Origin of the sequence: Dorea hominis (genome assembly GCF_014287705.1) — a bacterium.
Lineage (GTDB): Bacteria > Bacillota > Clostridia > Lachnospirales > Lachnospiraceae > Dorea_D > Dorea_D hominis.
In genome coordinates, this window is record NZ_JACOOY010000016.1 from 1 (window position 1) to 25,298 (window position 25,298).

Consider the following 25,298-nt stretch of genomic DNA (forward strand, 5'->3'; position numbering starts at 1 on the left):
GCTTCTACTTTTAAGATCATCTCGCCCTCACCGGCTCTTGGTGTGTCCACCATCTCAAATCTGTAGTCTCCAGGTGCATACGCAACGATTGCTTTCATTTTCTCTGGTAAATTGCTCATTTCTTTTCCTCCTTGATTCAAATCTTCTTCGTCACTTTTTTAATTCACTTCTGTAAACCTCTTTTACATAAGTGTATTTCTTTTTTCTATTTTTGTCAATTATCACAAATTTACTATTATTTTTTTTATTTTTTATGCACTTTGCACTATCATTGTCCATTTGATTTTGTGATATACTTCCTTTAAGAACGAATTTGAATGAGGTGCGATTATGAGTCCAATGACAACATCTGATGTAAAAAAGAATAACAAGCAGGCACTTCTCCGCCATATTTATGAAAACGAATCCAGTCAGCAACAGGTTTTATGTGAATTGCTGCATCTGAGCCGTCCGACCGTGATCAATCTGATCCGTGAGTGTTCCGAAGAAGGGCTGATCGAGAAGAGCGGCTATTACGAATCCACCGGCGGACGAAAAGCGAATGCGATCGTATTTATCCCGGATTCTAAGATCTCCATCGGTGTCGAGTTACTGCAGGACTCTTATGAAATTACGGCAATTGACCTGTACGGGAATACGATCTGCACGGCATGGTATGAAATTGGTTTTGTCAACGAAGATTCTTATTTCCGGAATATCTGTAACAGCATTACACATTTTATTAACGGAAATAAAATTGACCATAAAAAAATCCTTGGAGTCGGCATTGTACTCCAGGGACTGATTTCTGCAGACGGAACGACTGTCACTTACGGTAAGATTTTAAATTGTACAGGACTTCATATTTCTGTATTTACAGATCATCTTCCGTACCCGTGCAAATTTTTCCACGATGCGGAAGCTGCCGCGCAGTTTGAACTGTGGTCTCATCCTTCTTTGAAGGACTTCATTTACCTGAATATCCGCAGTCATCTAAGCGGTGCACTGATTGTAAACCGTAGCTCTCTTAAAGGCACAGATCTGAAGAGCGGTGTCTTTGAACATATGACTCTGATTCCGAATGGCCGCCCATGTTACTGCGGCCGACGTGGCTGCATGGAAACTTACTGTTCTACACAGCCACTTATTGACGTGACCGGACATCTGCATACATTTTTTGAAGAATTAAGAAAAGGCAACCGCACTTGTCAGGAATGTTGGAATACCTATCTCCTGAATCTTGCGGCTGCCATTAATAACCTGCGTATGTTTATTGATTATCCGGTACTGATCGGCGGTACGCTCTCTCCGTATCTTACGGAAGAAGATATCGATACTCTGCACCGTTATGCATCTGAAAAATCTGCCTTTCCTACGGAACAGCGTTTTATCCGTCAGGGACAGAATCAGAAAGCGCTCCGATGCGAGGGCGCCGCGATCAGTTATGTCAAAGAATATCTGCATGAAATTATGAATCTGTAGTCTCCCTCTCAAGTTCTTCCAGATAACTGTCCGTTTCTTTCGTATTCCATCCCAGATATGCGTCCAGTCCCAGACAATTCAGAATTACATAAATATCTTTTCCGCCAATCCGGTAATAGTCGGACACCTGCTTCAGCGGATCAAAATTTTTCTCCTTATAAAATGCCGGAGTCTTTCTCTTCTCATTCTGAAAGAGAAAGACTCCGGCATTTTATTTTCTATTATTCCGTTTTATGCTTTTCCTGTTTTCTTATTAGAAACTACATCGAAAATTACAGCAGCAAGAAGTACAACTCCTTTTACTACATACTGCCACTGATCCGGCAGTCCGTAAATTGACATTCCCTGATTGATAACACCCAGCAGAACGGCACCGACCATAACTCCTCCGACAGTTCCTGAGCCACCATATGCAGAAGCTCCTCCGATGAAGCAAGATGCGATGGCATCCATCTCATATGTATTTCCCATGTTTCCATCTACAGAACCGATTCTGGCAGCTACCAGCAGACCAGACAGACCAGCCAATGCACTCATCAGGAAGTAAGCCCAGAAATACACTCTTCTAGGATCAATTCCTGAAAGCTTTGTCGCCTTCTCATTTCCACCAACTGCATAGAAATAACGTCCAAATACAGTAGATGAAGTAACAAAAGCGAAGATAATGACAACTGCAAGAATCCAGAGTAACATGACCGGAATTCCTTTGAACTGTGAAAGTTTCCATCCATATATAACAATTAATGCATCAATAATGATCAATTTGATTAGCATGGAAATAAATGGTTTCGTTTCATAGCCATGTTTTTTCTTTCCATAATAACTAAAGAGCATACAAGCAGCAATAACTACTGCAACAATTACTGCAACGATCAGAGAGGAAGTACATGCTCTTGGTTTTTCACCTGGCATTCTTAAGTATGAAGAGAAAATATCCAGGAATTTTTCATTTGTAATACCACATGTTTTGGAATCCAGTACCGCACGTGCCAGACCTCTGTATAAGAACATACCTGCCAGTGTACAGATAAACGGAGGAACATGGATATATCCAATTAAAATACCCTGAAACAGTCCGATAACCAGTGCAGCAGCCATTGCCATTATGATCGCAACAACCGGTGATTTGCCGGACTGCAATGCTGTTGCTGCCAGCGCAGCGGAGAGACATAAGGTTGCTCCTACTGACAGATCTACGTTACCACCTGTTAAAATACATAAAAGCATTCCACATGCCATTACCATTACATATGCGTTCTGCAAAAGTAAGTTGGAGATATTCTGTGCAAGAATCAGTCTACCCCCTGTCAATACTGTAAAAAATATAAATACAATAACCAATGCAATAACCATGGTATATTGTTTTAATGTTGACTTCAGTTTCATGCCGTTACCTCCTTAGTTTTCCTTTTCATCATTTGAGGAAAGAATCTTATCCATGATTCGCTCCTGCGTTGCTTCACTGGCTTCTAACTCTCCCACCAGTCTTCCTTCGTTCATAATATAAATTCGATCACACATTCCAAGAAGTTCCGGCAGTTCTGAAGAAATCATAACAACTGCTTTGCCTTCTTTTACCATCTCATTCATAATGCAGTAAATCTCATATTTTGCTCCTACGTCAATACCTCGTCCCGGCTCATCCAGGAATAAAACATCCGGTTCTGCGAACATCCATTTTGACAGGAGTACTTTCTGCTGATTTCCTCCTGACAGGTTCCCGGCTTTCTGGAAAATCCCCGGTGTCTTTGTACGCATCCTTTTTACATACTCCTCGGCAACTTTATTCTCTTTATCTACATCGATCACACCAAAGCGATTAGATATTTTTTCCATTCTTGCCATTGTTGTATTCCGTGCAATTGTGTCACTTAGAATCAATCCGTTTGTTTTCCGGTCTTCCGTTGCATATGCCAGTCCATGTAAAATTGCATCTTTTTCATTTTTCAAATGAACTTCTTCGCCTCGGATAAACTCCTGTCCGGAAATATGGCTTCCATAATTTTTTCCAAATAAAGACATTGCAAGTTCTGTTCTTCCGGCGCCCTGAAGCCCGGAGAATCCTACAATCTCTCCTCTGTTTACATGAAAGTTCACATGATCTACCATACATTTTTCTGTATAAACCGGATGATAAACAGTCCAGTCTTTCGCCTCAAAAAGTACTTCATCACTAATGTTATGCTCACGCTGCGGATAACGGTTGGACAATTCTCTTCCGACCATTCCCTTGATGATTCGTTCTTCATCTATGTTGTGATCTTTATTATCCATAGTTTCGATTGTTGATCCATCACGGACTACCGTAATCTTATCAGCAACATAAGCAACTTCGTTCAATTTGTGGGTAATGATGATCGCCGTCATTCCCTCTTCTTTGAATTTTAAAAGCATGTCCAGAAGCATCTTGGAATCTTTTTCGTTTAAAGATGCTGTAGGCTCATCCAGAATCAGAAGTTTTACATCTTTGGAAAGTGCTTTTGCGATCTCAACCAGTTGCTGTTTTCCGGTTCCGATGTCTTTGATCAACATGGAAGACTGTTCTTTTAAGCCTACTTTTTTCATATTTTCATCAGCCTGTTTGTACGCTTCATTCCAGTTAATTTTTCCGAATCTGTTTTTCCGTTCATTTCCAAGAAACATATTCTCCGCAATTGTCATTTCAGGAATCAACGCAAGTTCCTGGTGGATAATTACGATTTTTTTGTCCTCACTGTCATGAATATTATGGAACTGACAAACTTCTCCATTATATACAATATCTCCGGTGTATTCCCCGTAAGGAATCGTTCCGGAAAGAACATTCATAAGCGTTGATTTTCCGGCACCATTTTCACCGACCAGTGCATGAATCTCTCCTCTTTCGACTTTGAGATTTACATTGTCAAGCGCTTTTACTCCCGGATAAAGCTTTGTAATGTTCTTCATTTCCAGAATATAATCAGCCATCTCTTTCTTCCTCCCGTCTCATCAGGTTAATTTGCATTCTTCGGATATCCCTTCTTATCCAGTTTGTAATATCCTGTATCAATCAATTCTTTTTGAAGATTATCTTTTGTGACAACCACCGGAGTCAGCAGGTAAGACGGAACAACCTTTTTACCGTTATCATAAGTCTTTGTATCATACTTACATGAAAAATCCCAGTTGGCTTTTTTTATCAAATCCGCATCTGGTTTTTCTCCATTTAAGATTGCTTTTCCTACATCAATGGCTACTTCTGCTTCATTTGCTGATGTTTTGTAAATAGTCATCGTCTGTTTTCCATCTACAATCTTTGCAAGATTGGCTTCGTCCGCATCCTGCCCGGTAAGCAGTACTTTATTATCTCCGGCATAGTCCGAATCAATTGCCTGAAGTACTCCTAATGCTGTTGCATCATTGGAACATACCACTGCATCCAGTTGTTTTCCTTTGGAATAGTTAGATCCTAAAATATTCTGGAATCTGGTCATCGCAGTTGCCGTATCCCAGGCTTTTGTTGCAACCTGATCAAACTTTGTCTGTTTAGAAGGAACTTTCAGGATTCCTGCATCCAAGTAAGGTTTTAATGTGTCATAAGCACCATTAAAGAAATATGTCGCATTATTGTCTGCCGGATCACCTGCTGTAAATTCAATGTTATAACTCTTTGATTTGTCCTTCAGATCCAGTCCGAATTTGTCAATTACAAATTGTCCCTGCATCTGTCCAACCTTGTAATTATCAAAGGAAACATAATAATCAATTGCATCCGATTCACGGATCAGACGGTCGTATGCAATTACAGGAATTCCCATATCCTTTGCATCTCTTAATACTTGCGTCATAGACTCACCGTCGATCGTTGCTACCAGAAGCAGATTCACATCATCTGCGATCAGACTTTCTATATCCTTTACTTGCTGATCGATCTTGTTATCCGAATAAGTAAGCTCTACATTATACCCGGCATCTTCGAACTTCTTTTTCAGGTATGCACCATCACGGTTCCATCGTTCCAGTGTCTTTGTCGGCATCGCAATTCCAACCGTCTTCTTTCCATCATTCTTCTTTGGTTCCATGATGCCGCTGCATGCGGTAAGCGAGAAGACCATTGCTACTGCCAGCAGTCCTGACAATATTCTTTTCACCTTCATCTCGTTCCTTCCTTTCTTTTTACTACTTTTGTAATTACTTATGAAATTATTTTTGTAAAACAACTTTCATAAGTAGAATATACCTGTATTCTACTTTTTTTTCAATAGCTTTTCGTTTTTTTGTTAAAAACAAACAATATCTTTTTTATTTTTTGTGCACTTTATATAATCAAAAAATATGCTGGAGCCTTTCGTACTCCGACACATTTTTATATATTTTCTATATATTCATTTGTAAAATGCCATGCGACACCCATCATGACAGCCCGTCTTGGGTATTGACCTATCTTGATATATTCTGCATCTTCCCCGAAAATACTCAGATCAGCAACCATCTCTTTTAATTTCCCCATATATGGCTGCAAATAGTATGACAGAAAACCGCCAAGTACAACATCACAGTCGAATGCGAGTCTTAAATTATTAATACCGACTGCCAGATGTTCCAGAACATCCTCCCAGATTTTCTGATATTCCGGATTATCTTCCAGATCTTCAAAGAATTTATCTATCGTGATTCCCAGCTCTGTGCTCAGTCTCAGTGCACTGCAGTAGGCTTCCAGACATCCTCTCTTTCCGCAGTTGCAGATCTTCCCATTAGATTCTACTTTCATGTGTCCAAACTCAGCACTTCTGTGTGAAACTCCGTAAAAAGGGGCTCCATTTAAAAAAATAGCTCCCCCTACTCCTTCTTCCAGGAATAAATACACAAAATCCTTCTTTTTCTCTTCGGCATCCCGCGAAAGCCATTCTGCGACGCCACCACTAATTCCGTCATTTTCAAAAAACAGCGGATATGGAATTTTTTTACAGATCTCTTCTATACGAAAATCTTTTAGTTTTATTGTTGGTGAAAGTATTAGATTCTTGGTATTTTCATCAAATACTCCTGGTATTGTAATTCCGACTCCCAACAGGCGTTTCCGGTCTACATGATTTTCTGTGAGAAATACTTCAAGCTGTTCTTCTGTAATCGCAAATACATCTGAATCTGTCTGATACTCCAGATCTATCTCCTTATATGCCAGTACATTCTGCTTCAGATCCGAGAGCAGAAATTTGAGTTGATTTGCTGACAGCGACACACCAAGCGCCATCTTAATATCCCCCTTTGCCACATAAGCTGCCGGTGGTCTTCCTCCCTGGGATTCTCTGATTTCTGCCATTTCTACCAGACCGGCCTCTTCTAACTCCAGAAGATTCTGGAGCACTGTTGGACGGCTGACATTCAGTGCATTTGCAATTTGTTGCTTGCTGACCGGTTCTTTGGAATAAAAAATATAGCGGTAGATATCATTTCTCATCTGCCGTCTTCTTTCTGTTGCCACAGGTTTTAACTTTTCCAAAACTATATCCTCCCTGTTGTATGACTGCAATTTATTATATACTCCGCAAAAAAACGTGTCAACTTGTCCATTGCAGCCTAGGAGAACGTCCTTTACAGGTGTATCGTTGAAATGTCACATATTTTCTGCAACTTTACAAAGCCGCGATTAATTTATCAACCTCTTCTTCTGTGCTGCTCCAGCTTGTACAGAAGCGCACGCAGATACGTTCTTCATCTACTACATGATCAAATTCATAAGTAAACTCTTCTGCAAGTTCGTCTGCCTTTTCATTTGTCAGAATTACAAATAACTGATTTGTAGGGCTGTCCATGTACAGCGGGATCGAAGCATCGGCAAATCCCTGTTTCAGCTTTGCTGCCAGATCATCTGCATGTTTTGTAAGTTCAAAATAAAGTCCATCTTTGAACAATGTATAGAACTGCACACCGAGCAGCCAGCCTTTTGCAAGGATTCCGCCACTCTGTTTCATATAAGTGCGAAAATGGTCGCGCAGGTTTTTATTTACAATTACAAGCGCTTCTCCAAATAAAGCGCCGCACTTCGTTCCACCTATGTAAAATACATCCGCGATCCGTGCAAGATCTTCCAGCGTCACATCACATGCACTGCATGAAAGCCAGTAACCAAGTCTTGCACCGTCCACGTACAGATACATATTGTACTGATCGCATACTTTCCGAATCTCTAAAAGCTCTTTCTTACTGTAGATAGTTCCATATTCGGAAGGCGAAGATAGAAATACAATCTTCGGAGCAGTCAGAAATTCCACCTGTCCGTGATCGTAATAATGTGCGGCTGTCTCTCTGACTGCTTCTGCCGTTAATTTTCCTTCTTTCGCAGGAACTGACAATATCTTATGTCCGGTATGTTCAATAGAACCTGCCTCATGGTGATTGATATGTCCGTTTTCTGCACAGATCACACTCTCATAAGGACGTAAGGCAGCAGTCATTACGGTAATATTCGCCGGTGTTCCCCCAACCATAAAATGAATATCTACATCTGCACCGCCAAGATATTTCCGGATCTCGTCGGCTCCTTTCTGACACCACTCATCTTCTCCATATCCCGCATAAGATTCTGTATTGATCTCACCAATCGCCTGAATAATCGCATTATGCGCGCCATGATTGTAATCATTGTTAAAACGTATCATTTGAAAACCTCCTGTTAAGTTTTGTGCTATTTCACTTTTATAACATATTCCTCAAACAAGTTCAACAGAAACTTGTTTGTATCATATTACTCAAATAAGTTAAGTTCAAACTTATTTATAACATATTAATTAAACAAGTTTCATATAAAAAAGAGTCCGCATAATGCGAACTCTTTTTACACTCAGTGTATGAAAACTCAAAATTATTTAAGGTTAACTTCTGCACCTTCACCCTCAAGTTTAGCTTTGATTTCCTCAGCCTCAGCTTTAGAAGCGCCTTCTTTAACTACCTTCGGAGCTCCGTCTACTAATTCTTTAGCTTCTTTTAATCCAAGTCCTGTGATCTCACGAACAACTTTGATTACTTTAACTTTAGAAGATCCAGCAGATACTAATTCTACGTCGAACTCATCTTTCTCTTCTGCTGCTCCTGCTCCGTCAGCTCCTGCTGCTGCAACTACTACACCTGCTGCTGCAGAAACACCAAATTCTTCTTCACATGCTTTTACTAAATCATTTAACTCTAATACTGATAACTCTTTGATTGCATCAATAAATTCAGCTGTTGTTAATTTTGCCATTTTATTATCCTCCATTTTTTAATATTTGTTATAATTGATTACTCCTCTGTCGGAGCTTCTTCTGCTGCTTCTTCAGCCGGAGCAGCTTCGCCTCCCTGCTCTGCGATCTGATTAAGAACACGAGCAAGATTGGTGATAGGTGACTGTAAGCTTCCAAGTAACTTGGACAGTAACTCTTCTCTTGAAGGAACTTTGGAAAGTTCTGTAAGTCCTGCTACATCGTAAACTGTACCTTCAACAACACCAGCTTTTAATTCAAGTGCTTTTGCATCTTTTGCAAATTTGCAAAGGATTCTTGCAGGAGCTGTAGCGTCATCTTTAGAAATTGCGATAGCGCTTGGACCTTCCAAGTGTTCATCTAAAGCTGCAAAATCAGTTCCTTCAAAAGCTCTTTTCATCATTGTGTTTTTACAAACTTTGTAGACGATACCAGCTTCTCTTAACTGTTTACGAAGAGCAGTGTCCTCTGCAACAGTCAGTCCACGATAGTCAACTAAGACAACGCTTGCTGCATCTTTGATATCTTCTGCAATAGCCTGTACGATTGGTTGTTTTAATTCAACTTTTGCCACGAATGGTGCACCTCCTTATAGATTTTGAGTTTTACACCGCCGATAGATAAAAAATAAAACCTCTACATCCTAAGACATAGAGGTTGTAAAGTCATACATTTTGTATCGATCTTTCCTCGGTAGGCGTCTGAATCTCATCCTTACATTCTTACGAATACCTACTGTCTTCGGCAGTCCTTGAATAGATTATCACACCTGCATGTATTTGTCAATACTTTTTTGTATTTATCCGTTATTTTTTATGACCATTTTTATAATCTGTTTTCACGATCTGTTTTACGCAGATTTTCTCTCTATTTTAAAGGACTTTCTCTGGTCATAACCATCCAGAAACTCTCCCATACGTTTCATCGCATCAGAGAGAACTTCTGCCTGTGGAAGCATAACCAGACGGAAGTGATCCGGTCTGTGCCAATCAAATCCGCTTCCCGGTACAAGCAGAATATTTGTCTCATGAAGCAGATCACTTGCAAACTGCTTGTCATCCGTAATGTGGAACTTATCTACATCCATTTTCGGGAAGATATAGAATGCACTGTTGTTCTTTACAAATGAAAGTCCGTCAATCTTCTCAAGCTCACGGATCGTTGCTTCTCTCTGCTCGTAGATTCTTCCACCCGGGCGAACCATGGACATCGGTGTCTCCATATCATCAAGTGCAGCCGGGATAACAATCTGTCCCAGTGTATTTGCGCACAGACGAAGAGATGTAAGCTGTACGATTCCCTGTTTGTAATCTTCTGTCAGTGCTCTCGGTCCGCTGATGATCATCCATCCACATCTGTATCCACACAAGCAGTGGGATTTGGAAAGTCCGTTCAGCGTTACCATCGGCACATCATCCGCAAGTGATGCGATCGATGTATGCTCCAGTCCGTCCATTACAAGGCGGTCGTAGATTTCATCGGCAAATACCATGATTCCGGCTTCTCTTGCGACTTCAACGATCTGTTCCAGAATCTCTCTTGGATATAACATTCCAGTCGGATTATTCGGATTGATCACAACGATTGCTTTTGTTCTGGATGTGATCTTAGAACGGATATCGTCGATATCCGGATACCAGTTTGCTTTCTCATCGCAAACATAGAACACCGGTTTTCCTCCTGCAAGATATACAGAATTTCCCCAAATTGAATAACTCGGTGTCGGTACAAGCACTTCATCGCCATCATTTAAAAGTGGCATCAATGCAAACGAAACAACCTCACTGACTCCATTACCAATAAATACATCATCAGCTGTTACGCCTTTGATTCCTTTTGATCTGTGATATGAGCTAATCGCTTCACGGGACTGCGGCATCCCCCTGAAATCACAATAGCCTACCCCATCAGCTGTGTGATGCTCCAGTGCATCTTCAATGCTCTTCGGCTGTTTAAAACCAAATGTTGCCGGATTACCGGTATTCAATTTCAGCACGTCGATTCCCTTTGCCTGCATGTTCATAGCTTCAATAAATAATGGTCCTCTGATATCTGAGTGTACATGTTCCATTCTCTTTGCTCTTAAGATTTTATTCATTGTATTCCCCACCTTTATATTTTATATCATTAATTGTTTATCTTTCTCTTGTTGCCATTATCATAACGCAGTAGTATACTATATTCAAATACTTATAATTATATAAATGTTATATCACTTTAACTATAAGGAGAATTTTATGTTTACGTGGAAGAAATATATTTATGAAGTTTACAGAGAAAAGAGCTTTTCAAAAGCCGCGCAGAACCTTTATATCAGCCAGCCTTCTTTAAGCGCCCGTGTAAAGAAAGTAGAGAAAGAAATCGGGTTTCCTTTGTTCGACCGCAGCACCAGCCCACTGCAGCTTACAGAAGTCGGTGAAGTTTATATAAAAGCTGCGGAAGAGATTTTCCAGATTGAGCAGCGGGTGGAAAATTACATCAACAATCTGACTACACTGAAAACCGGAAGTCTGTCGCTTGGCGCCAGCACGCTCTTCGCCGGTTATGTTCTGCCACCGATCGTCACAGATTTTAAGAAAAAATTCCCTGACGTTGACATCCAGATCACAGAGGGAAATACAACGCTTCTGGAATCTTTGCTCAGCAATAACTCCGTTGACTTCGTAATCGACAACTATCATTATGACAGTACACTTTACAGCCGTGAACTCTACTGTATGGAAAATATTTTTCTCGCTGTCCCACGTCATTTCCGCGAAAACGAAAAGCTTGAATCATACCAGTTATCTCATGAATCAATCCAAAACAAGGACTATCTGAAAGGCACCTGCCCTGCTGTGCCACTGGAACATTTTTCAAAGCTTCCTTTTATCACTCTTGCACCGGGAAATGACACAAGAATCCGTGCAGACAGGCTGTGCCGCGAAGCAGGCTTTCATCCACATATTATTCTGGAACTGGATCAGCAGTCCACCGCCTACATGGCTGCATCCACACAGCTCGGTGCCACATTTATTAGCGATATGCTTGTAAGACAGCTCCCGGCATTTGAGCATTTCGTTTATTACAAATTAGCCGGTGACAGCGCCCACCGTCAGGTTTATTTCTACTACAAGAACCACAAATATAAAACAAGAGCCATGGAAGAATTTCTCTCCATGACTCATCTTCAGAATCTGCCATCTGCATAATTGCCGACTTCATTGCTGTAGCAGAAAGCTACTATACAAAAACAGGCTTGCAAATACTTCATAATAGACTTTGCAAGCCTGTCAGCTTTAATATTCCGTTCTAATGAATCCATCCCTGCTGGAATGCTTTTTCTTTATTATATGCGTACAATTCAGCATACGTTGCATATACATATGGATATACATAGAAAACACCTGCAATTCCACATGTTATAATAGTTAAAATATCCCAACCAATAAAGGACAGGCCCAGCATAAATGCATTTGCTTTCTCTCCGTCCATCATCTGTTTACTCAATGCAAATGCCTCTCTACTGTCCATACCCGGATTTTCCGCAAGAATATACGGAACCATCAGGTATTCAAAACTCTTTACAATCCCCGGAATGATCAGCAGTAATGTCCACAGGAAAGTATATAAGTCTTTCAGAAACATTGTCTTTACAATATTCAGATAATTGCCAGACTTGAATCCGTCAAAAATTGTTCCGACTGTCGGCGCTGAATCTCTGTTCTGGATAAAGAAGCGGTTTCCACCAACTTCCATTACATTACTGACAAATAAGCTAAACAATACTGCAAGGATAGCTACTACTCCCAAGATGCTGACTGCCATTCCTGCAAGCCCTGTTGGAATGCTCATAATGTAGTCTGTAGCAGATGTTGAACCCGAAAATGTATTCGTCGCCAGGCTCGACACATCTGATGCATTACTGGCTACAGATGTGCCACCCCCTGTAAGTAAACTAACCACAAGCGTTGCTCCGACACACGGCCAGTAATTTCTACGGAAAGCATTCTTTCCATTCATTTTCAATTCTGTGTTTAAATACATAACCCTCGTCCTCCTTCTCATCTTCAGTATGCAGAAACGCTGCAAACTGTTATATTTTTGAAAGATAATCCCATCTTACTATCTTTCGACACGAAACACAAGGCTCTTCATAAATTCTTAATCTTTCCTTCAACGATAAAACAAAAAAGAGCCTTCGCTCCGCGGATGAACACTTCATCCGTTTTGCAAAGACTCCATGATATTATTCTGCCTTTAATTAAGCAAGTTTCATTGGGTTAACCTTAACACCAGGTCCCATTGTAGATGTCAGAACAACACTCTTTAAGTACTGTCCTTTAACAGCTGCTGGTCTTGCTTTGTTAATTGCATCGATAAGCGTCTGGAAGTTGTCCGCAAGTTGTTCTTCAGTAAAGGATGCTTTACCTACTGGCACATGGATAATGTTTGTTTTATCAAGTCTGTACTCAATCTTACCGGCTTTGATTTCCTGAACAGCTTTTGTAACGTCCATAGTTACTGTACCAGCCTTCGGGTTCGGCATAAGTCCTTTTGGTCCAAGTACACGACCAAGACGACCAACAACACCCATCATATCTGGTGTAGCTACTACTACGTCAAATTCGAACCAGTTCTCGTTCTGGATCTTCGGAATGAGTTCTTCTCCTCCAACATAATCAGCTCCAGCTGCTTTAGCTTCTTCAGCTTTAGCATCTTTAGCAAATACTAAGATACGAACTTTTTTACCTGTTCCGTGTGGCAGTACAACTGCTCCACGAATCTGCTGGTCAGCGTGACGTCCGTCACATCCGGTTCTGATATGAGCTTCGATTGTTTCATCGAATTTTGCTACTGCAGTTTTCTTTACTAATGCTACTGCATCAGCAGCATCATACAGAGTTGCTCTGTCGATTGCTTTTGCAGCTTCAACGTATTTCTTTCCTCTTTTCATTCTAAATAAACCTCCTTGTGGTATTATCGGGAAAACCCTCCCACTTATTCTTCAACTGTTACACCCATGCTGCGGCAAGTTCCTGCGATCATGCTCATAGCAGATTCAACAGATGCAGCATTTAAGTCCGGCATCTTAAGCTCAGCGATTTCCTGAACCTGTGCTTTTGTAATAGTAGCAACTTTCTTCTTATTCGGAACGCCTGATCCAGATTTGATGTTGCAGGCTTTCTTAATCAGAACTGCTGCCGGTGGTGTCTTTGTGATGAAGCTGAAGCTTCTGTCATTATAAACAGTAATTACTACAGGGATGATCATATCTCCCTGATCTGCTGTCTTAGCGTTGAACTGTTTTGTAAATTCAACGATGTTTACACCGTGCTGACCAAGAGCTGGTCCAACCGGTGGTGCCGGAGTTGCTTTTCCAGCAGGAATCTGTAATTTAATGTAACCTTGTACTTTTTTTGCCATTTCAATTACCTCCTTGTGGTGATTGCGGGACTTACGTGTACCCTCCCACATCTTCTTCTAACTTTCGTAATGGGTACAGAATAAATCTCTGTGCTCTTACATCTTTTTAACTTCTGCGAAACCAATTTCTACCGGCGTTTCGCGGCCGAACAGTTCAACATTGATCGTCAGGCTCTGCTTCTGCGGGTTAATCGTCTGAATAACACCAACAGTGTCAGCCCATGCTCCGGCAATAACCTGAATGGTATCTCCTTCTTCAAAATCTACCACAATGTTGTCCTGTGCAATTCCAAGTGGAGCCATCTCAGCGTCTGTAAGCGGAACCGGTTTTGATCCAGGTCCGACAAATCCCGTTACTCCTCTTGTATTACGCACAACATACCAAGTGTCGTCATTCATGATCATATGAATGAGCACGTATCCCGGAAACATCTTCTTCTGAGTTGCTTTCTGCACTCCGTTCTTGAGTTCCACTACATCCTGCATCGGAACACGAACCTCCAGGATCTGATCTTCCAGATGTCTGTTTTCAACTGTCTTATCAATGTTGGCTTTTACTTTGTTCTCATACCCTGAATAAGTATGAACTACATACCATCTTGCTTCTGACATAATCTCACCTTTCCTGTTCGTTTCTTAATTAGCCAAGATTGACTAATATATCGATACCATGCTGTACCAGGAAATCAATCAGTGCAATAATCGCGCCCAGAATTGCCGAAGTGATAACAACGGCTGCCGAGTGTTTCACAAGTGTCATCTGATCTGGCCACACGATCTTTTTGAATTCACTGCTAAGACCTTTAAACCAGCTTTTTTTCTGAGTCTTTTCACTCATGACATTCACACTCCTTCTTGGCGATTATTTTGTTTCCTTGTGCAATGTGTGTGACTTACAGAATCTGCAGTATTTCTTTGTTTCCATGCGCTCCGGATGAGATTTCTTATCCTTTGTCATGTTGTAGTTACGCTGCTTGCATTCTGTACATTCCAATGTGATTCTTGTACGCACAACTTCCACCTCGCTTCATATTTCTTAAGTTAACGTGTTGCTGGCAGTTTGCGAGACTGCCTCGTCTTTTTTAGGCATAAAAAAAAGACCTACTTCCATTCGCCATCATAGTGTACCATACACCAGGTGAAAAAGCAAGCCTTTTTCTTCTATTATGAATGTTTTCCTATATGATATTCTCTCTTCATAGCCCGCATGATCGTTCTGGATGCCACATCAACGATAAGGAATCCAAAAGCAATTGCCAGACATGTTTCAAACAATACCATCGTCTCGCTGATTGCCATTGCTTTATCATTGCTGGTGATTCCATACATCATATAGTAGAGATTCGGTCCGGGAATCAGCGGGAACACAGACGCAGTCAGGAAGATCGTTGACGGCGCGCGGTTGACTCTCGACATGATAAATGCAAAAAATCCTACGAATACGGCTCCCAGTAAGGTTGCAATAAAGTTACTCGGTCTGATCGCATATACTCCGGCATAAATCGCCCAGGTAAAGAAAGCACCTACTCCGGAATACCACACCTGTCTCCCACGGATCTTAAACCAGAATGCAAATCCAATACAGGCAATCGTACAGGATATCAGCTGGATTGGTATACTGTGATTTAAAATAAAGCCTTCCGCTGATACACCTTTCAGCATGATCATCGCAAGCGCCGTACCGAATGCAATTCCTGCAGCTCCCAGCATCGAATTCATGATATTGATCGTTCCGGAAATGAAATCTCTCTGCAAAAGCTCCCGGATACCGTTCGTTGTGCCAAGTCCACTGATCAGCAGCATAACGATGCCGATCATAATCCTCTCCGGATGACTTCCAAGCCCCATCCGGACAGACTCTATAATGATCACTTCTGATAAAAAAGACAGGATCAGGTTGTAAATCATCAGATTCTCTTCTCTTCTGCTTAACCATCCGCCTACAATAACGATCATCAGCGATACGATCACTGCAACGATTGCATCCGCAAAATTGCATCCAAAGAACACGGCAAATCCGGTTCCGCCCATCACGGCAGCAAAATACTTCGTATATGGTTTCTGCTGTGGTCTTCTCATAACTTCCAGATATTTTTCCCGAAGTTCCTTGTCGTCCGGTTTATTTTGGCAAACATATCTGCACAGATTATTGAGATAATCCAGTCTGTCAAAATTCGTATCTGTCGATTCGATATGACGGATCTGTGTAAGGATCTCTCCATCCGGCGTCTCCACCGTGATCTGAATGTTGCTTGGTATAACAAATACATCATATTTTACAAAACCATAACTCTTACATATTCTATATAAACTGTCATCTATTCGGAAGTTCTCAGCCCCACTCATCAGCATAGCTTCTCCGATATCAAGGATTCCCTGTAGCAATCTCTGATAATCCATTGCATTTCCTCCCTTTCTCAAATAAATCTCTCTATTTTATAATCCGATTTTACCGTATAAATCTAGCACATTTATAACTATTAGACAATAGTAATCAATGATTAACATTTATTGTTTTTATCTATAAACAATTTTCGCTATATTGTCTCTTTTTTCACAAAAATTTTAGTAAAAACATTGCAATACAATTGCGTCTGATAGCAAAAAATTGTATAATTATTTTATCGAGTAAGAAAGAGAGGGCTCACTATGAAACATAATAATATGTTAGCAATGATTTTAGCTGGTGGCAGAGGATCCCGACTGCATGAGCTGACTAACAAAGTGGCAAAACCAGCCGTATCTTACGGTGGCAAATATCGCATTGTTGATTTCCCGCTCAGCAACTGTGCCAACAGTGGAATAGATGTTGTAGGTGTCTTAACACAGTATGAATCCATTCTTCTAAACAGTTATGTAGCTGCCGGTCGCCGCTGGGGACTTGACGCAAAAGAAAGCGGTGTCTATGTACTGCCTCCTCGCGAGAAAGCAGACACCAATCTGGATGTTTACCGCGGTACTGCCGATGCGATTTCACAGAACATTGATTTCATCGACACATACGATCCGGAATATGTACTTGTTCTTTCCGGCGATCACATTTATAAGATGAATTATGCGAAGATGCTGGAAGAGCACAAGGCACACAATGCCGATGCGACCATTGCAGTTATCCAGGTCCCGATGAAAGAAGCTAGCCGTTTCGGTATCATGAACACAAACGAAGAAGGACAGATTATAGAATTCGAGGAGAAACCGGAAAAACCGAAGAGTAATCTGGCTTCTATGGGAATTTACATATTTAATTGGAAACTTCTCCGTAAGATGCTGGTTGCTGATATGAAGGATACGGATTCCAGCCATGATTTTGGTAAAGATATTATCCCTACATTATTAAATGATGGCAAATATCTTTATGCATACAAGTTCAAAGGGTACTGGAAAGATGTCGGAACGATCGATTCTCTCTGGGAAGCTAACATGGATCTTCTGGATGCCAACAACGAACTGGATCTGGGCGATCCGACATGGAAAATCTATACCGAGGATGTTACAGCTCTTCCTCAGTATATCGGACCGGATGCCGACATCACCCGCGCATTTATTACACAGGGCTGTATGGTAGACGGCGAAGTGAAAAATTCTGTCCTTTTCACCGGTGCAAGAGTCAACCCTGGTGCAAAGGTCATCGACAGCGTACTGATGCCGGGCGTAGAGATTGAAGAAGGCGCTGTTATCACCCGCGCACTTGTCGCAGACGGTGTTAAGATTGGCAAAGACGCCGTTGTAGGAAGCGCAGACAGCGAACATATTGAACTTGTGTCCAAGCGCGTAAAGGGGGTTGAATAATATGGCAAAAGCATTTGGAATTGTAAATTTTGCGGGAAACCATGTCCGCGTTGAAGGATTGCAGAGTTATCGTCCGGTCGCAGCAGTTTCCTTTCTGGGAAGATACCGTGTTGTAGACTTTCCTATTTCAAATATGAGTAATAGCGGCATTGACCACATTCAGGTTTACGTAAGAAGAAAGCCACGTTCTCTGAACGACCATCTTGGAACAGGAAGACATTACAACATTAACTCTAAGCGTGGACGTTTACATACTTTATTTTCTATGACTGGCAACGAACAGGATCTTTATAATAATGATATTGCAGCATTTTACGATAATATGGAATGTATTGAATCAGAAGATTTCCCATATGTTGTAATCGCTCCAAGCTATATGATCTACTGTCAGGATTATACTGATCTGATTGAGACACACATTGAATCCGGTGCTGATATTACAATGTTATATCACACAGTTGACAATGCCAAAAGCGCTTTCATCAACTGTAATGTTCTGAACCTGAACAAGCAGAAAGGCGTACTGGACATGGAGCCGAACCGTGGAACAGCAAAGACACGAAATATCTCCATGGATACTTATATAATGAAGAAAGAGCTTTTCATTGAACTGATTCACAAAGCGAAGAAAACTTCTTCCTCATATACACTTGCAGATATCATTAACATGGAATGTGGCGAACTTGATATTCGTGGTGTTTCCCACAGAGGTTATTTTGCTGCAATCTCTGATTTTGGAAGTTATTATAATGCAAATATCTCTCTGATTGATTTTAAGACAGCAAGAAGCCTCTTTAGTAAAGACTGGCCAATTTATACACGTACAAACGATTCCGCACCGACACATTATTTTGAAAGTGCAGATGTAAAAAATTCTGTTATTTCCAACGGAAGCTCAATTGAGGGAACGGTTGAACATTCTGTTATGGGCCGTGGTTGCCAGATTGAAGAGGGTGCTGTCGTAAAGAATTGTGTTGTTCTTTCCGGCGTCAAGATCGGCAAAGGTGTTCATGTTGAGAATATGGTCATCGACCGCAATGCCAAACTGATCCATACACCAGAGATTATTGCGGATCCGGGTCATCCAGGATATATCAAACGCGGTGATACTTTATAACATAATACCAGTGTCAAAAAACTGAAACTACGATGTACTTTTCTAAAACTGAGACATTCACCTCCTGCCGGAGAAATTCTGGCAGGAGATTTTTTATTCCTGTATATTTTCCCCAATTTTACAAATCCTATATTATACTACAAAGAAAGGATGACAACCTATGAATAAAATGTTTTGTTTTCAATGCCAGCAGACCGCTCACAATACCGGCTGTGAAGGAAATGCCGGCGTCTGTGGCAAAAAATGTGGCACTGCAAATGCGCAGGATGCACTCACAAACGCACTGATTGGTCTTGCCCGCGCAGTAAATAAAAAGACACCTTCTGAACAATCTGACCGACTCGTGCTGAAAGGACTTTTTACAACGATCACAAATGTGAATTTCCATGAAGACAATGTGCGCAAACTGACACAGGAAATACAGGCGGAAAGGAACGCGATCGATGCTTCCGCAGAAGAATATGACATCCGAAATATCTGGGAAAATCATGAGGATATCCGCTCTTTGAAATCTCTGATCCTCTTCGGACTGCGCGGCATGGCTGCCTATGCTTATCATGCACTGGCGCTTGGCTACACTGACCGGGATGTTCTGAATTATTTCTACGAAGCGCTTGCTGTTCTCGGTGAACCGTCAGATACTAGTAAAGAAAACTTCGAAAGACTTCTCTCCTACGTCCTGAAAACCGGAGAGGTCAATTACCGATGCATGGAGCTTCTGGACAAAGCCAATACGGAAAGCTATGGAACTCCCGTTCCGACTGAAGTTCCACTTACGATTGAAAAAGGACCTTTTATTGTTGTAAGTGGACACGATCTTCACGATTTGAAATTGCTTCTGGAACAGACAAACGATACGGGCATCAACATTTATACACACAGTGAAATGCTGCCTGCCCACGGCTACCCGGAGCTTAAGAAATATCCACATCTGAAAGGAAATTTCGGAACTGCATGGCAGAACCAGCAATTTGAATTTCACAACATTCCGGCACCAATCCTGTTCACAACAAACTGCCTCATGCCGGTAAGACAGAGCTACTGCGACCGTGTATTTACCACCTCCATCGTCTCTTACCCAGAACTTATCCACATCGGAGAAGAGAAAGATTTTACACCGGTTATTGAAAAAGCACTGGAATGTGGCGGTTACGGTAAAGACCATCCGATGTACGGCGTCAATGGCGGCAATACTGTTATGACCGGATTTGCGCACGGCACTGTCTTAAAAGAAGCCGGCAGGATCATTAATCTTGTAAAAAACGGGAAAATCCGTCATTTCTTCCTGATCGGTGGCTGCGACGGTGCGGCTCCGGGGCGGAACTACTACACCGAATTTGCCAAAAAGACACCTTCCGATACATTGATTCTCACGCTTGCCTGCGGCAAGTACCGGATCAATGATCTGCATCTGGGAGAAATAGACGGACTTCCCCGTATTATGGATATGGGACAGTGTAATGATGCTTACAGTGCGATTCAAGTGGCGCTGGCTCTCGCCGATGCCTTTCACTGCAGCGTCAATGAACTGCCCCTGACTCTTGTATTGTCATGGTATGAGCAGAAAGCGGTCTGCATCCTGCTCACACTGTTATATCTTGGTATCCGGAATATCCTTCTCGGGCCTACACTCCCTGCATTTGTCTCACCAAATGTTTTGGAAGTATTAAAAGAAACGTATCAGCTGACACCAATTTCCACACCAGAGGCAGATCTGAAACGCATCCTCGGATAGTATTGCTTCTTCGGAATTCGCCTAAGCAAAAACCTCCTGCCAGAGTTCATGATTCTGGCAGGAGGTTTGCTTTTATTTATGATAATTCCAATTTTCCGGTATAGAGCTGGTAGTACGTGCCCTTATTCTTAATGAGATCTTCGTGATCACCTCTCTCGATGATCTTACCGTGCTCCAGAACAATGATCGCGTTACTGTTACGGATCGTAGAGAGCCGATGTGCGATCACAAATACGGTACGTCCTTTCATCAGGTTATCCATTCCCTTCTGTACGATACTCTCTGTACGTGTATCAATGCTAGAAGTCGCTTCATCCAGGATCAGTACCGGCGGATTGGCAACAGCAGCTCTTGCAATCGACAAAAGCTGTCTCTGTCCCTGTGAGAGTTCCTCACCGTCTCCGCTTAACAATGTCTGGTAACCGTGCGGCAGCATTTTAATAAACTGATCTGCATGCGCCAGTTTCGCCGCCTCGTATACCTGCTCGTCAGTCGCATTCAGATTACCATAACGGATATTGTCCATGATTGTTCCGGTAAATAAATGCGTATCTTGCAGTACAATTCCAAGAGACCGTCTCAGATCATCCTTCTTGATCTTGTCAATATTGATTCCGTCATAGCGGATCTTGCCTTCCTGAATATCGTAGAAACGGTTGATCAGGTTTGTGATCGTTGTCTTACCGGCTCCGGTCGATCCGACAAATGCCAGTTTCTGTCCCGGTTTTGCAAATAGACTGATGTCATGCAGAATTACTTTATCATCTTTGTATCCAAACGTTACATCTTCAAAGCGGACATCTCCGGTCAGCTCTGTATATGTCACACTTCCATCTGCGCTGTGCGGATGTTTCCATGCCCACATACCGGTTCTCTCTTTGCACTCAGTAATATTTCCATCTGCATCTTTCTTCGCATTGACCAGTGTGACATAACCCTCGTCCTTCTCCGGTTCTTCATCAATCAATGCAAAGATACGTTCTGCACCGGCAAGCGCCATAACAATCGAGTTAAACTGCTGCGCCACCTGCATGAACGGCTGTGTAAAGCTCTTCGTAAACTGAAGATATGATGCCATAACGCCAAGCGTAATTCCTCCGACCCCTGCTACAGAGAGGAAACCGCCAAGAACTGCCGTCAGTACAAACTGTAAGTTACCGATATTTCCGATAACCGGTCCCATCATATTTGCAAATTTATTTGCCTGGGAAGCACTCTCGAACAACGCTTCATTCAGCTCATCAAATTCCTGTTCAGAAATTCGTTCATGGTTGAACACTTTGACAACGCGCTGTCCGTTCATCCGTTCTTCTACAAATCCTGTTACATCCGCAAGTGAATTCTGCTGTTTCACAAAATATTTTCCACTGTTTCCACCGATTTTTCCTGTCACCTTCATCATAATTCCAATCACAACAAATGCAAGAACTGTCAGGATCGGACTTAACACAAGCATGGAAATGAAAGTTACGATGATCGTAAACAGAGACATCAACGCCTGCGGGATTGCCTGGCTGATCATCTGCCTTAACGCATCTGTATCATTTGTGTAAAGACTCATGATGGAACCATTGGTACGCTCGTCAAAATAGCGGATCGGCAGTGTCTGCATATGTTCAAACATATCGTCACGGACACGTTTTAACACGCCCTGACCGATATAAACCATCAATCTTGTGTATGTGAATGTCGCCAGCACTCCGGCGATAAAAATGCATGCCAGCACACCAAGTGCCTGATACAGTTCTGTGTAATTCGGATTCTGCTGCCCGATCAACGGAATAATATAATCATCCAGCATAAATTTCAACGACAGTGAAACGGAAATACTTGCTACCGCACTGATCAGAATACAGATAAATACAAGCACAAATCGGAATTTATAAGTTTCTGTCACATATTTCAGAAGCCGCTTTGCTGTCTTGATATCATTTTTAGAAATTCTCTTTTTCTTATTCATCTTCGCCGCCTCCTTTCACCTGTGACTCATAAACTTCCCGATAAATATCATTTGTCTTCAGCAACTCTTCCGATGTTCCGACACCCATCACCTTACCGTCATCCAGCACGATGATCTGATCTGCATCTTCTATAGAAGAAATACGCTGTGCGATAATGATCTTCGTCGTATCCGGAATCTCCTCCCGGAATGCTTTACGGATCAGCGCATCCGTCTTTGTATCTACTGCGCTCGTTGAATCGTCCAGAATAAGGATTTTCGGCTTCTTCAGCAATGCTCTTGCAATACAGAGACGCTGTTTCTGTCCACCGGATACATTGTTACCGCCCTGCACGATCTGCGTATTATATCCGTCCGGAAATTCCTGTACAAATCCGTCTGCCTGTGCAAGACGGCATACTCTTTTTACTTCCTCTTCGCTTGCATCTTTATCACCCCAGCGGATGTTGTCGTATATCGTCCCGGTAAATAATACATTTTTCTGAAGTACCATGGACACCTGGTCACGCAGCACTTTCAGATCATAATCTCTGACATCCACGCCACCGACTTTTACCTGTCTGCCTGTGACATCATAAAGTCTTGGAATGAGCTGAACAAGTGTAGACTTCGCACTTCCGGTTCCTCCGATGATACCGATCGTCTGACCGGATTTAATATGAAGATTTATATCTTTCAGCGACAGATTTCCGCCTTCTCCGGCATAGCTGAAATTCACATGATTGAAAACAATCTCGCCATTGTCTACCGTCTTTACTGCATTTTCCTTATCCTGCATCTCCGGTACTTCTTCCAGCACCTCTGTAATACGGTCTGTGGATGCCTGCGCAATCATGATCATAACAAATACAAATGTAACCATCATCAGTGCACCAATGATCTGCAATGCGTATACAATAATACTGGTCAGTTCTCCTGTCTCCATCTGACCACCGATAATACTCTTTCCACCGATCAGAACAAGCAGGATAACAACTGTATACATGACGAACTGCATTACCGGTGAGTTCCACGCAACAATCTTCTCTGCCTTTGTGAACAGATTATACACATACTGGGAAATGCCGTGAAATTTCTTCACTTCATAGTCTTCTCTTACAAATGCCTTTACCACACGGGATGCATTTACATTTTCCTGCACGGAATTATTTAACACATCGTACTCATCAAATACTTTGATAAAATGCGGATGTGCTTTTTTTGCAATAAATATCAGTGTTCCGCCAAGCACCGGCACTACGATCAGAAACAGTAACGCTGCTTTCTTATTCAGAAGAAGTGTCATCACCCACGATAAGATCACCATGATCGGCGCTCTTGCTAACAGACGAATGCTCATCATATACGCCATCTGCACGTTCGTAATATCTGTTGTCATACGTGTAACCAGTCCGGATGTGGAGAAATGATCGATATTATGGAACGAAAATTCCTGTATCTTATAGAAAATATCATGACGCAGATTCTTCGCATATCCGGCTCCGGCAACAGCTGCCATATTTCCTGCCTGCACACCAAAAAACAATGCCAGCATTGCCATGACCACCAGGATAACTCCTCTCTGTATGATGTAATTCATATCTCCCTGTGCGATTCCCACATCAATGATCTTTGCCATCTCAAGCGGGATCAAAACTTCCATAAAAACTTCCAGAACTACAAGAAGAGGTGCCATGACAGACTGCTTTTTGTATTCTCTGACAGATTTCAACAATGTTTTGTTCATCGTTATCTCCTCCTTTTCATTTTTCTATCTCATAACTTTTTATTGTTTAGCTGTTTTCTTATTTATCTGCTTTCTTTTTTGCTATTTCTTCTTTTGCCGCCTTTTCTCCTTCGGCAAGGTTCCGATACATGAGATACATAACCTTCTTGCATGTCAGTACATCTTCTTCAGAAATACCTGCGACCAGCATTGCTTCGGTCTGGTGAATGTGCTCCATAATAAATTTGTGCACTTTTTCAGCCTTCCCTGTCGGAACTATCCGTTTCAGCCGGGCATCAGACTCTACCGCTTCACGCGTGATAAATCCATGCTCTTCCATTAATTTCAGTATTCCGGTCGCTGTAGACTTGCGGATACAGAATTCTTCTTCCACATCTTTCTGGTAAATATCCTTGTGCTCAGATTCCAGCAAAATAAATTTGAGCACGTGTCTCTGCATTGCTGTGAGTTCTTCCGTATCGTCAAATGGCATCCCACAATTGTGCCGTTTCATCTGATGAGAAAGTATATGGATCAGCCTTCCCATATGCATCTCTTTGATTTTCTGATCTGGATCCTGCATATTTGATTCCTCCTTGTAATCTATGTACAAACCTGGTTATATGCTCTGATATCTCTTCTTGGTCACACATTTTAATTTCTACGTAACAGTCAGCCTCTGAATAGTTCGTATGCTAACTGTTCGTATGCTAACTTATTATATGTGTCTTATTTTCATATGTCAATATATTTTTTTAGACGGCTTCCTCGCTGCCATAATACTTCATACACCAGCTCGCTTAACAGCCAGGTGATGTACATTCGCCAAATACAGATTCTTGTGCAAGCACAAATCTGTACTTGGCTCATCGTATACACAAAGAGAGACAAAAAGAAGGGTTCTTCTTTTTGTCTCTCACGGG

The 25,298-nt window shown here is 41.8% G+C and carries 24 protein-coding genes and 1 other annotated feature; of the genes, 5 read left to right on the forward strand and 19 right to left on the reverse strand.

The genetic code is table 11. From position 1 onward, the window contains the following. Positions 1-330 precede the first annotated feature (330 nt). Positions 331-1,461, forward strand: coding sequence for an ROK family transcriptional regulator (locus H8S07_RS11380; protein WP_021861527.1), 1,131 nt, complete (start codon positions 331-333; stop codon positions 1,459-1,461). Here the strand turns inward: H8S07_RS11380 and H8S07_RS11385 are convergent. The 9 genes from H8S07_RS11385 to H8S07_RS11425 all read right to left on the reverse strand — a co-directional run bounded on the left by H8S07_RS11385 (position 1,448) and on the right by H8S07_RS11425 (position 10,761). Beyond that, positions 1,448-1,588 (reverse strand): hypothetical protein, encoded by a 141-nt coding sequence (locus H8S07_RS11385; RefSeq protein WP_186856052.1) that lies wholly within the window; start codon positions 1,586-1,588, stop codon positions 1,448-1,450. The two genes, H8S07_RS11380 and H8S07_RS11385, sit on opposite strands and share 14 nt — an antisense overlap. 104 nt (positions 1,589-1,692) lie before the next feature. After that, entirely contained in the window at positions 1,693-2,847 is a 1,155-nt protein-coding gene (locus H8S07_RS11390; RefSeq protein WP_021861525.1) for a sugar ABC transporter permease, read from the reverse strand. A 12-nt stretch (positions 2,848-2,859) separates the two neighbouring features. Continuing rightward, positions 2,860-4,410: a sugar ABC transporter ATP-binding protein gene (locus H8S07_RS11395; RefSeq protein ID WP_021861524.1), complete on the reverse strand. Its 1,551-nt coding sequence runs from the start codon at positions 4,408-4,410 to the stop codon at positions 2,860-2,862. A 26-nt stretch (positions 4,411-4,436) separates the two neighbouring features. Further along, complete coding sequence (locus H8S07_RS11400) at positions 4,437-5,579, reverse strand: substrate-binding domain-containing protein (RefSeq protein WP_117537727.1); 1,143 nt, start codon at positions 5,577-5,579, stop codon at positions 4,437-4,439. A 209-nt stretch (positions 5,580-5,788) separates the two neighbouring features. Beyond that, entirely contained in the window at positions 5,789-6,925 is a 1,137-nt protein-coding gene (locus H8S07_RS11405) for an ROK family transcriptional regulator (protein ID WP_186856053.1), read from the reverse strand. A gap of 133 nt (positions 6,926-7,058) precedes the next feature. Further along, positions 7,059-8,084: a threonine aldolase family protein gene (locus H8S07_RS11410; RefSeq protein WP_021861521.1), complete on the reverse strand. Its 1,026-nt coding sequence runs from the start codon at positions 8,082-8,084 to the stop codon at positions 7,059-7,061. A gap of 203 nt (positions 8,085-8,287) precedes the next feature. Then, positions 8,288-8,665 carry a 50S ribosomal protein L7/L12 gene (gene rplL, locus H8S07_RS11415; RefSeq protein WP_021861520.1) on the reverse strand — a complete coding sequence of 126 codons (378 nt, stop codon included), beginning with the start codon at positions 8,663-8,665 and terminating at the stop codon, positions 8,288-8,290. 38 nt (positions 8,666-8,703) lie between these two features. Further along, positions 8,704-9,237, reverse strand: coding sequence for a 50S ribosomal protein L10 (gene rplJ / locus H8S07_RS11420; protein ID WP_021861519.1), 534 nt, complete (start codon positions 9,235-9,237; stop codon positions 8,704-8,706). Positions 9,238-9,281: 44 nt separating this feature from the next. Then, positions 9,282-9,426 (reverse strand) — a sequence feature (ribosomal protein L10 leader region). Between the two features lie 87 nt (positions 9,427-9,513). After that, complete coding sequence (locus H8S07_RS11425; RefSeq protein ID WP_186856054.1) at positions 9,514-10,761, reverse strand: aminotransferase class I/II-fold pyridoxal phosphate-dependent enzyme; 1,248 nt, start codon at positions 10,759-10,761, stop codon at positions 9,514-9,516. A 139-nt stretch (positions 10,762-10,900) separates the two neighbouring features. On the opposite strand from H8S07_RS11425, the gene H8S07_RS11430 reads away from it, so the two are divergent. Then, positions 10,901-11,854 (forward strand): LysR family transcriptional regulator, encoded by a 954-nt coding sequence (locus H8S07_RS11430; protein WP_021861517.1) that lies wholly within the window; start codon positions 10,901-10,903, stop codon positions 11,852-11,854. Between the two features lie 100 nt (positions 11,855-11,954). Here H8S07_RS11430 and H8S07_RS11435 read toward each other — a convergent pair whose 3' ends face one another. From H8S07_RS11435 to H8S07_RS11465, 7 genes are all read right to left on the reverse strand, one after another. Further along, positions 11,955-12,689, reverse strand: a complete 735-nt coding sequence (locus tag H8S07_RS11435) for a DUF975 family protein (protein WP_186856055.1) — start codon at positions 12,687-12,689, stop codon at positions 11,955-11,957. 217 nt (positions 12,690-12,906) lie between these two features. Continuing rightward, positions 12,907-13,599, reverse strand: coding sequence for a 50S ribosomal protein L1 (rplA, locus tag H8S07_RS11440; RefSeq protein WP_021861515.1), 693 nt, complete (start codon positions 13,597-13,599; stop codon positions 12,907-12,909). 44 nt (positions 13,600-13,643) lie between these two features. Then, complete coding sequence (gene rplK / locus H8S07_RS11445; RefSeq protein ID WP_021861514.1) at positions 13,644-14,069, reverse strand: 50S ribosomal protein L11; 426 nt, start codon at positions 14,067-14,069, stop codon at positions 13,644-13,646. A gap of 96 nt (positions 14,070-14,165) precedes the next feature. After that, positions 14,166-14,681 (reverse strand): transcription termination/antitermination protein NusG, encoded by a 516-nt coding sequence (gene nusG / locus H8S07_RS11450; RefSeq protein ID WP_021861513.1) that lies wholly within the window; start codon positions 14,679-14,681, stop codon positions 14,166-14,168. Between the two features lie 28 nt (positions 14,682-14,709). After that, positions 14,710-14,907 carry a preprotein translocase subunit SecE gene (gene secE / locus H8S07_RS11455; RefSeq protein WP_021861512.1) on the reverse strand — a complete coding sequence of 66 codons (198 nt, stop codon included), beginning with the start codon at positions 14,905-14,907 and terminating at the stop codon, positions 14,710-14,712. Positions 14,908-14,931: 24 nt separating this feature from the next. Next, positions 14,932-15,081, reverse strand: a complete 150-nt coding sequence (gene rpmG, locus H8S07_RS11460; protein WP_117537725.1) for a 50S ribosomal protein L33 — start codon at positions 15,079-15,081, stop codon at positions 14,932-14,934. Between the two features lie 152 nt (positions 15,082-15,233). Continuing rightward, positions 15,234-16,469, reverse strand: a complete 1,236-nt coding sequence (locus H8S07_RS11465) for a threonine/serine exporter family protein (RefSeq protein WP_021861511.1) — start codon at positions 16,467-16,469, stop codon at positions 15,234-15,236. A gap of 249 nt (positions 16,470-16,718) precedes the next feature. On the opposite strand from H8S07_RS11465, the gene H8S07_RS11470 reads away from it, so the two are divergent. From H8S07_RS11470 to hcp, 3 genes are all read left to right on the forward strand, one after another. Next, positions 16,719-17,858, forward strand: a complete 1,140-nt coding sequence (locus tag H8S07_RS11470) for a glucose-1-phosphate adenylyltransferase (protein WP_186856056.1) — start codon at positions 16,719-16,721, stop codon at positions 17,856-17,858. 1 nt (position 17,859) lies between these two features. Next, complete coding sequence (gene glgD / locus H8S07_RS11475) at positions 17,860-18,975, forward strand: glucose-1-phosphate adenylyltransferase subunit GlgD (RefSeq protein WP_118660165.1); 1,116 nt, start codon at positions 17,860-17,862, stop codon at positions 18,973-18,975. 169 nt (positions 18,976-19,144) lie between these two features. Beyond that, positions 19,145-20,710: a hydroxylamine reductase gene (hcp, locus tag H8S07_RS11480; protein ID WP_334294652.1), complete on the forward strand. Its 1,566-nt coding sequence runs from the start codon at positions 19,145-19,147 to the stop codon at positions 20,708-20,710. 76 nt (positions 20,711-20,786) lie between these two features. Here the strand turns inward: hcp and H8S07_RS11485 are convergent, their stop codons facing one another. Genes H8S07_RS11485 through H8S07_RS11495 form a run of 3 tightly spaced genes read right to left on the reverse strand, consistent with a single transcriptional unit; the run spans position 20,787 to position 24,958 of the window. Next, entirely contained in the window at positions 20,787-22,670 is a 1,884-nt protein-coding gene (locus tag H8S07_RS11485) for an ABC transporter ATP-binding protein (RefSeq protein ID WP_118288067.1), read from the reverse strand. Next, positions 22,663-24,396, reverse strand: coding sequence for an ABC transporter ATP-binding protein (locus H8S07_RS11490; protein WP_186856057.1), 1,734 nt, complete (start codon positions 24,394-24,396; stop codon positions 22,663-22,665). Before H8S07_RS11490 ends, H8S07_RS11485 begins: the two co-directional genes overlap by 8 nt. Positions 24,397-24,454: 58 nt before the next feature. After that, positions 24,455-24,958 (reverse strand): MarR family winged helix-turn-helix transcriptional regulator, encoded by a 504-nt coding sequence (locus tag H8S07_RS11495; protein ID WP_118519721.1) that lies wholly within the window; start codon positions 24,956-24,958, stop codon positions 24,455-24,457. Between the last annotated feature and the right edge of the window lie 340 nt (positions 24,959-25,298).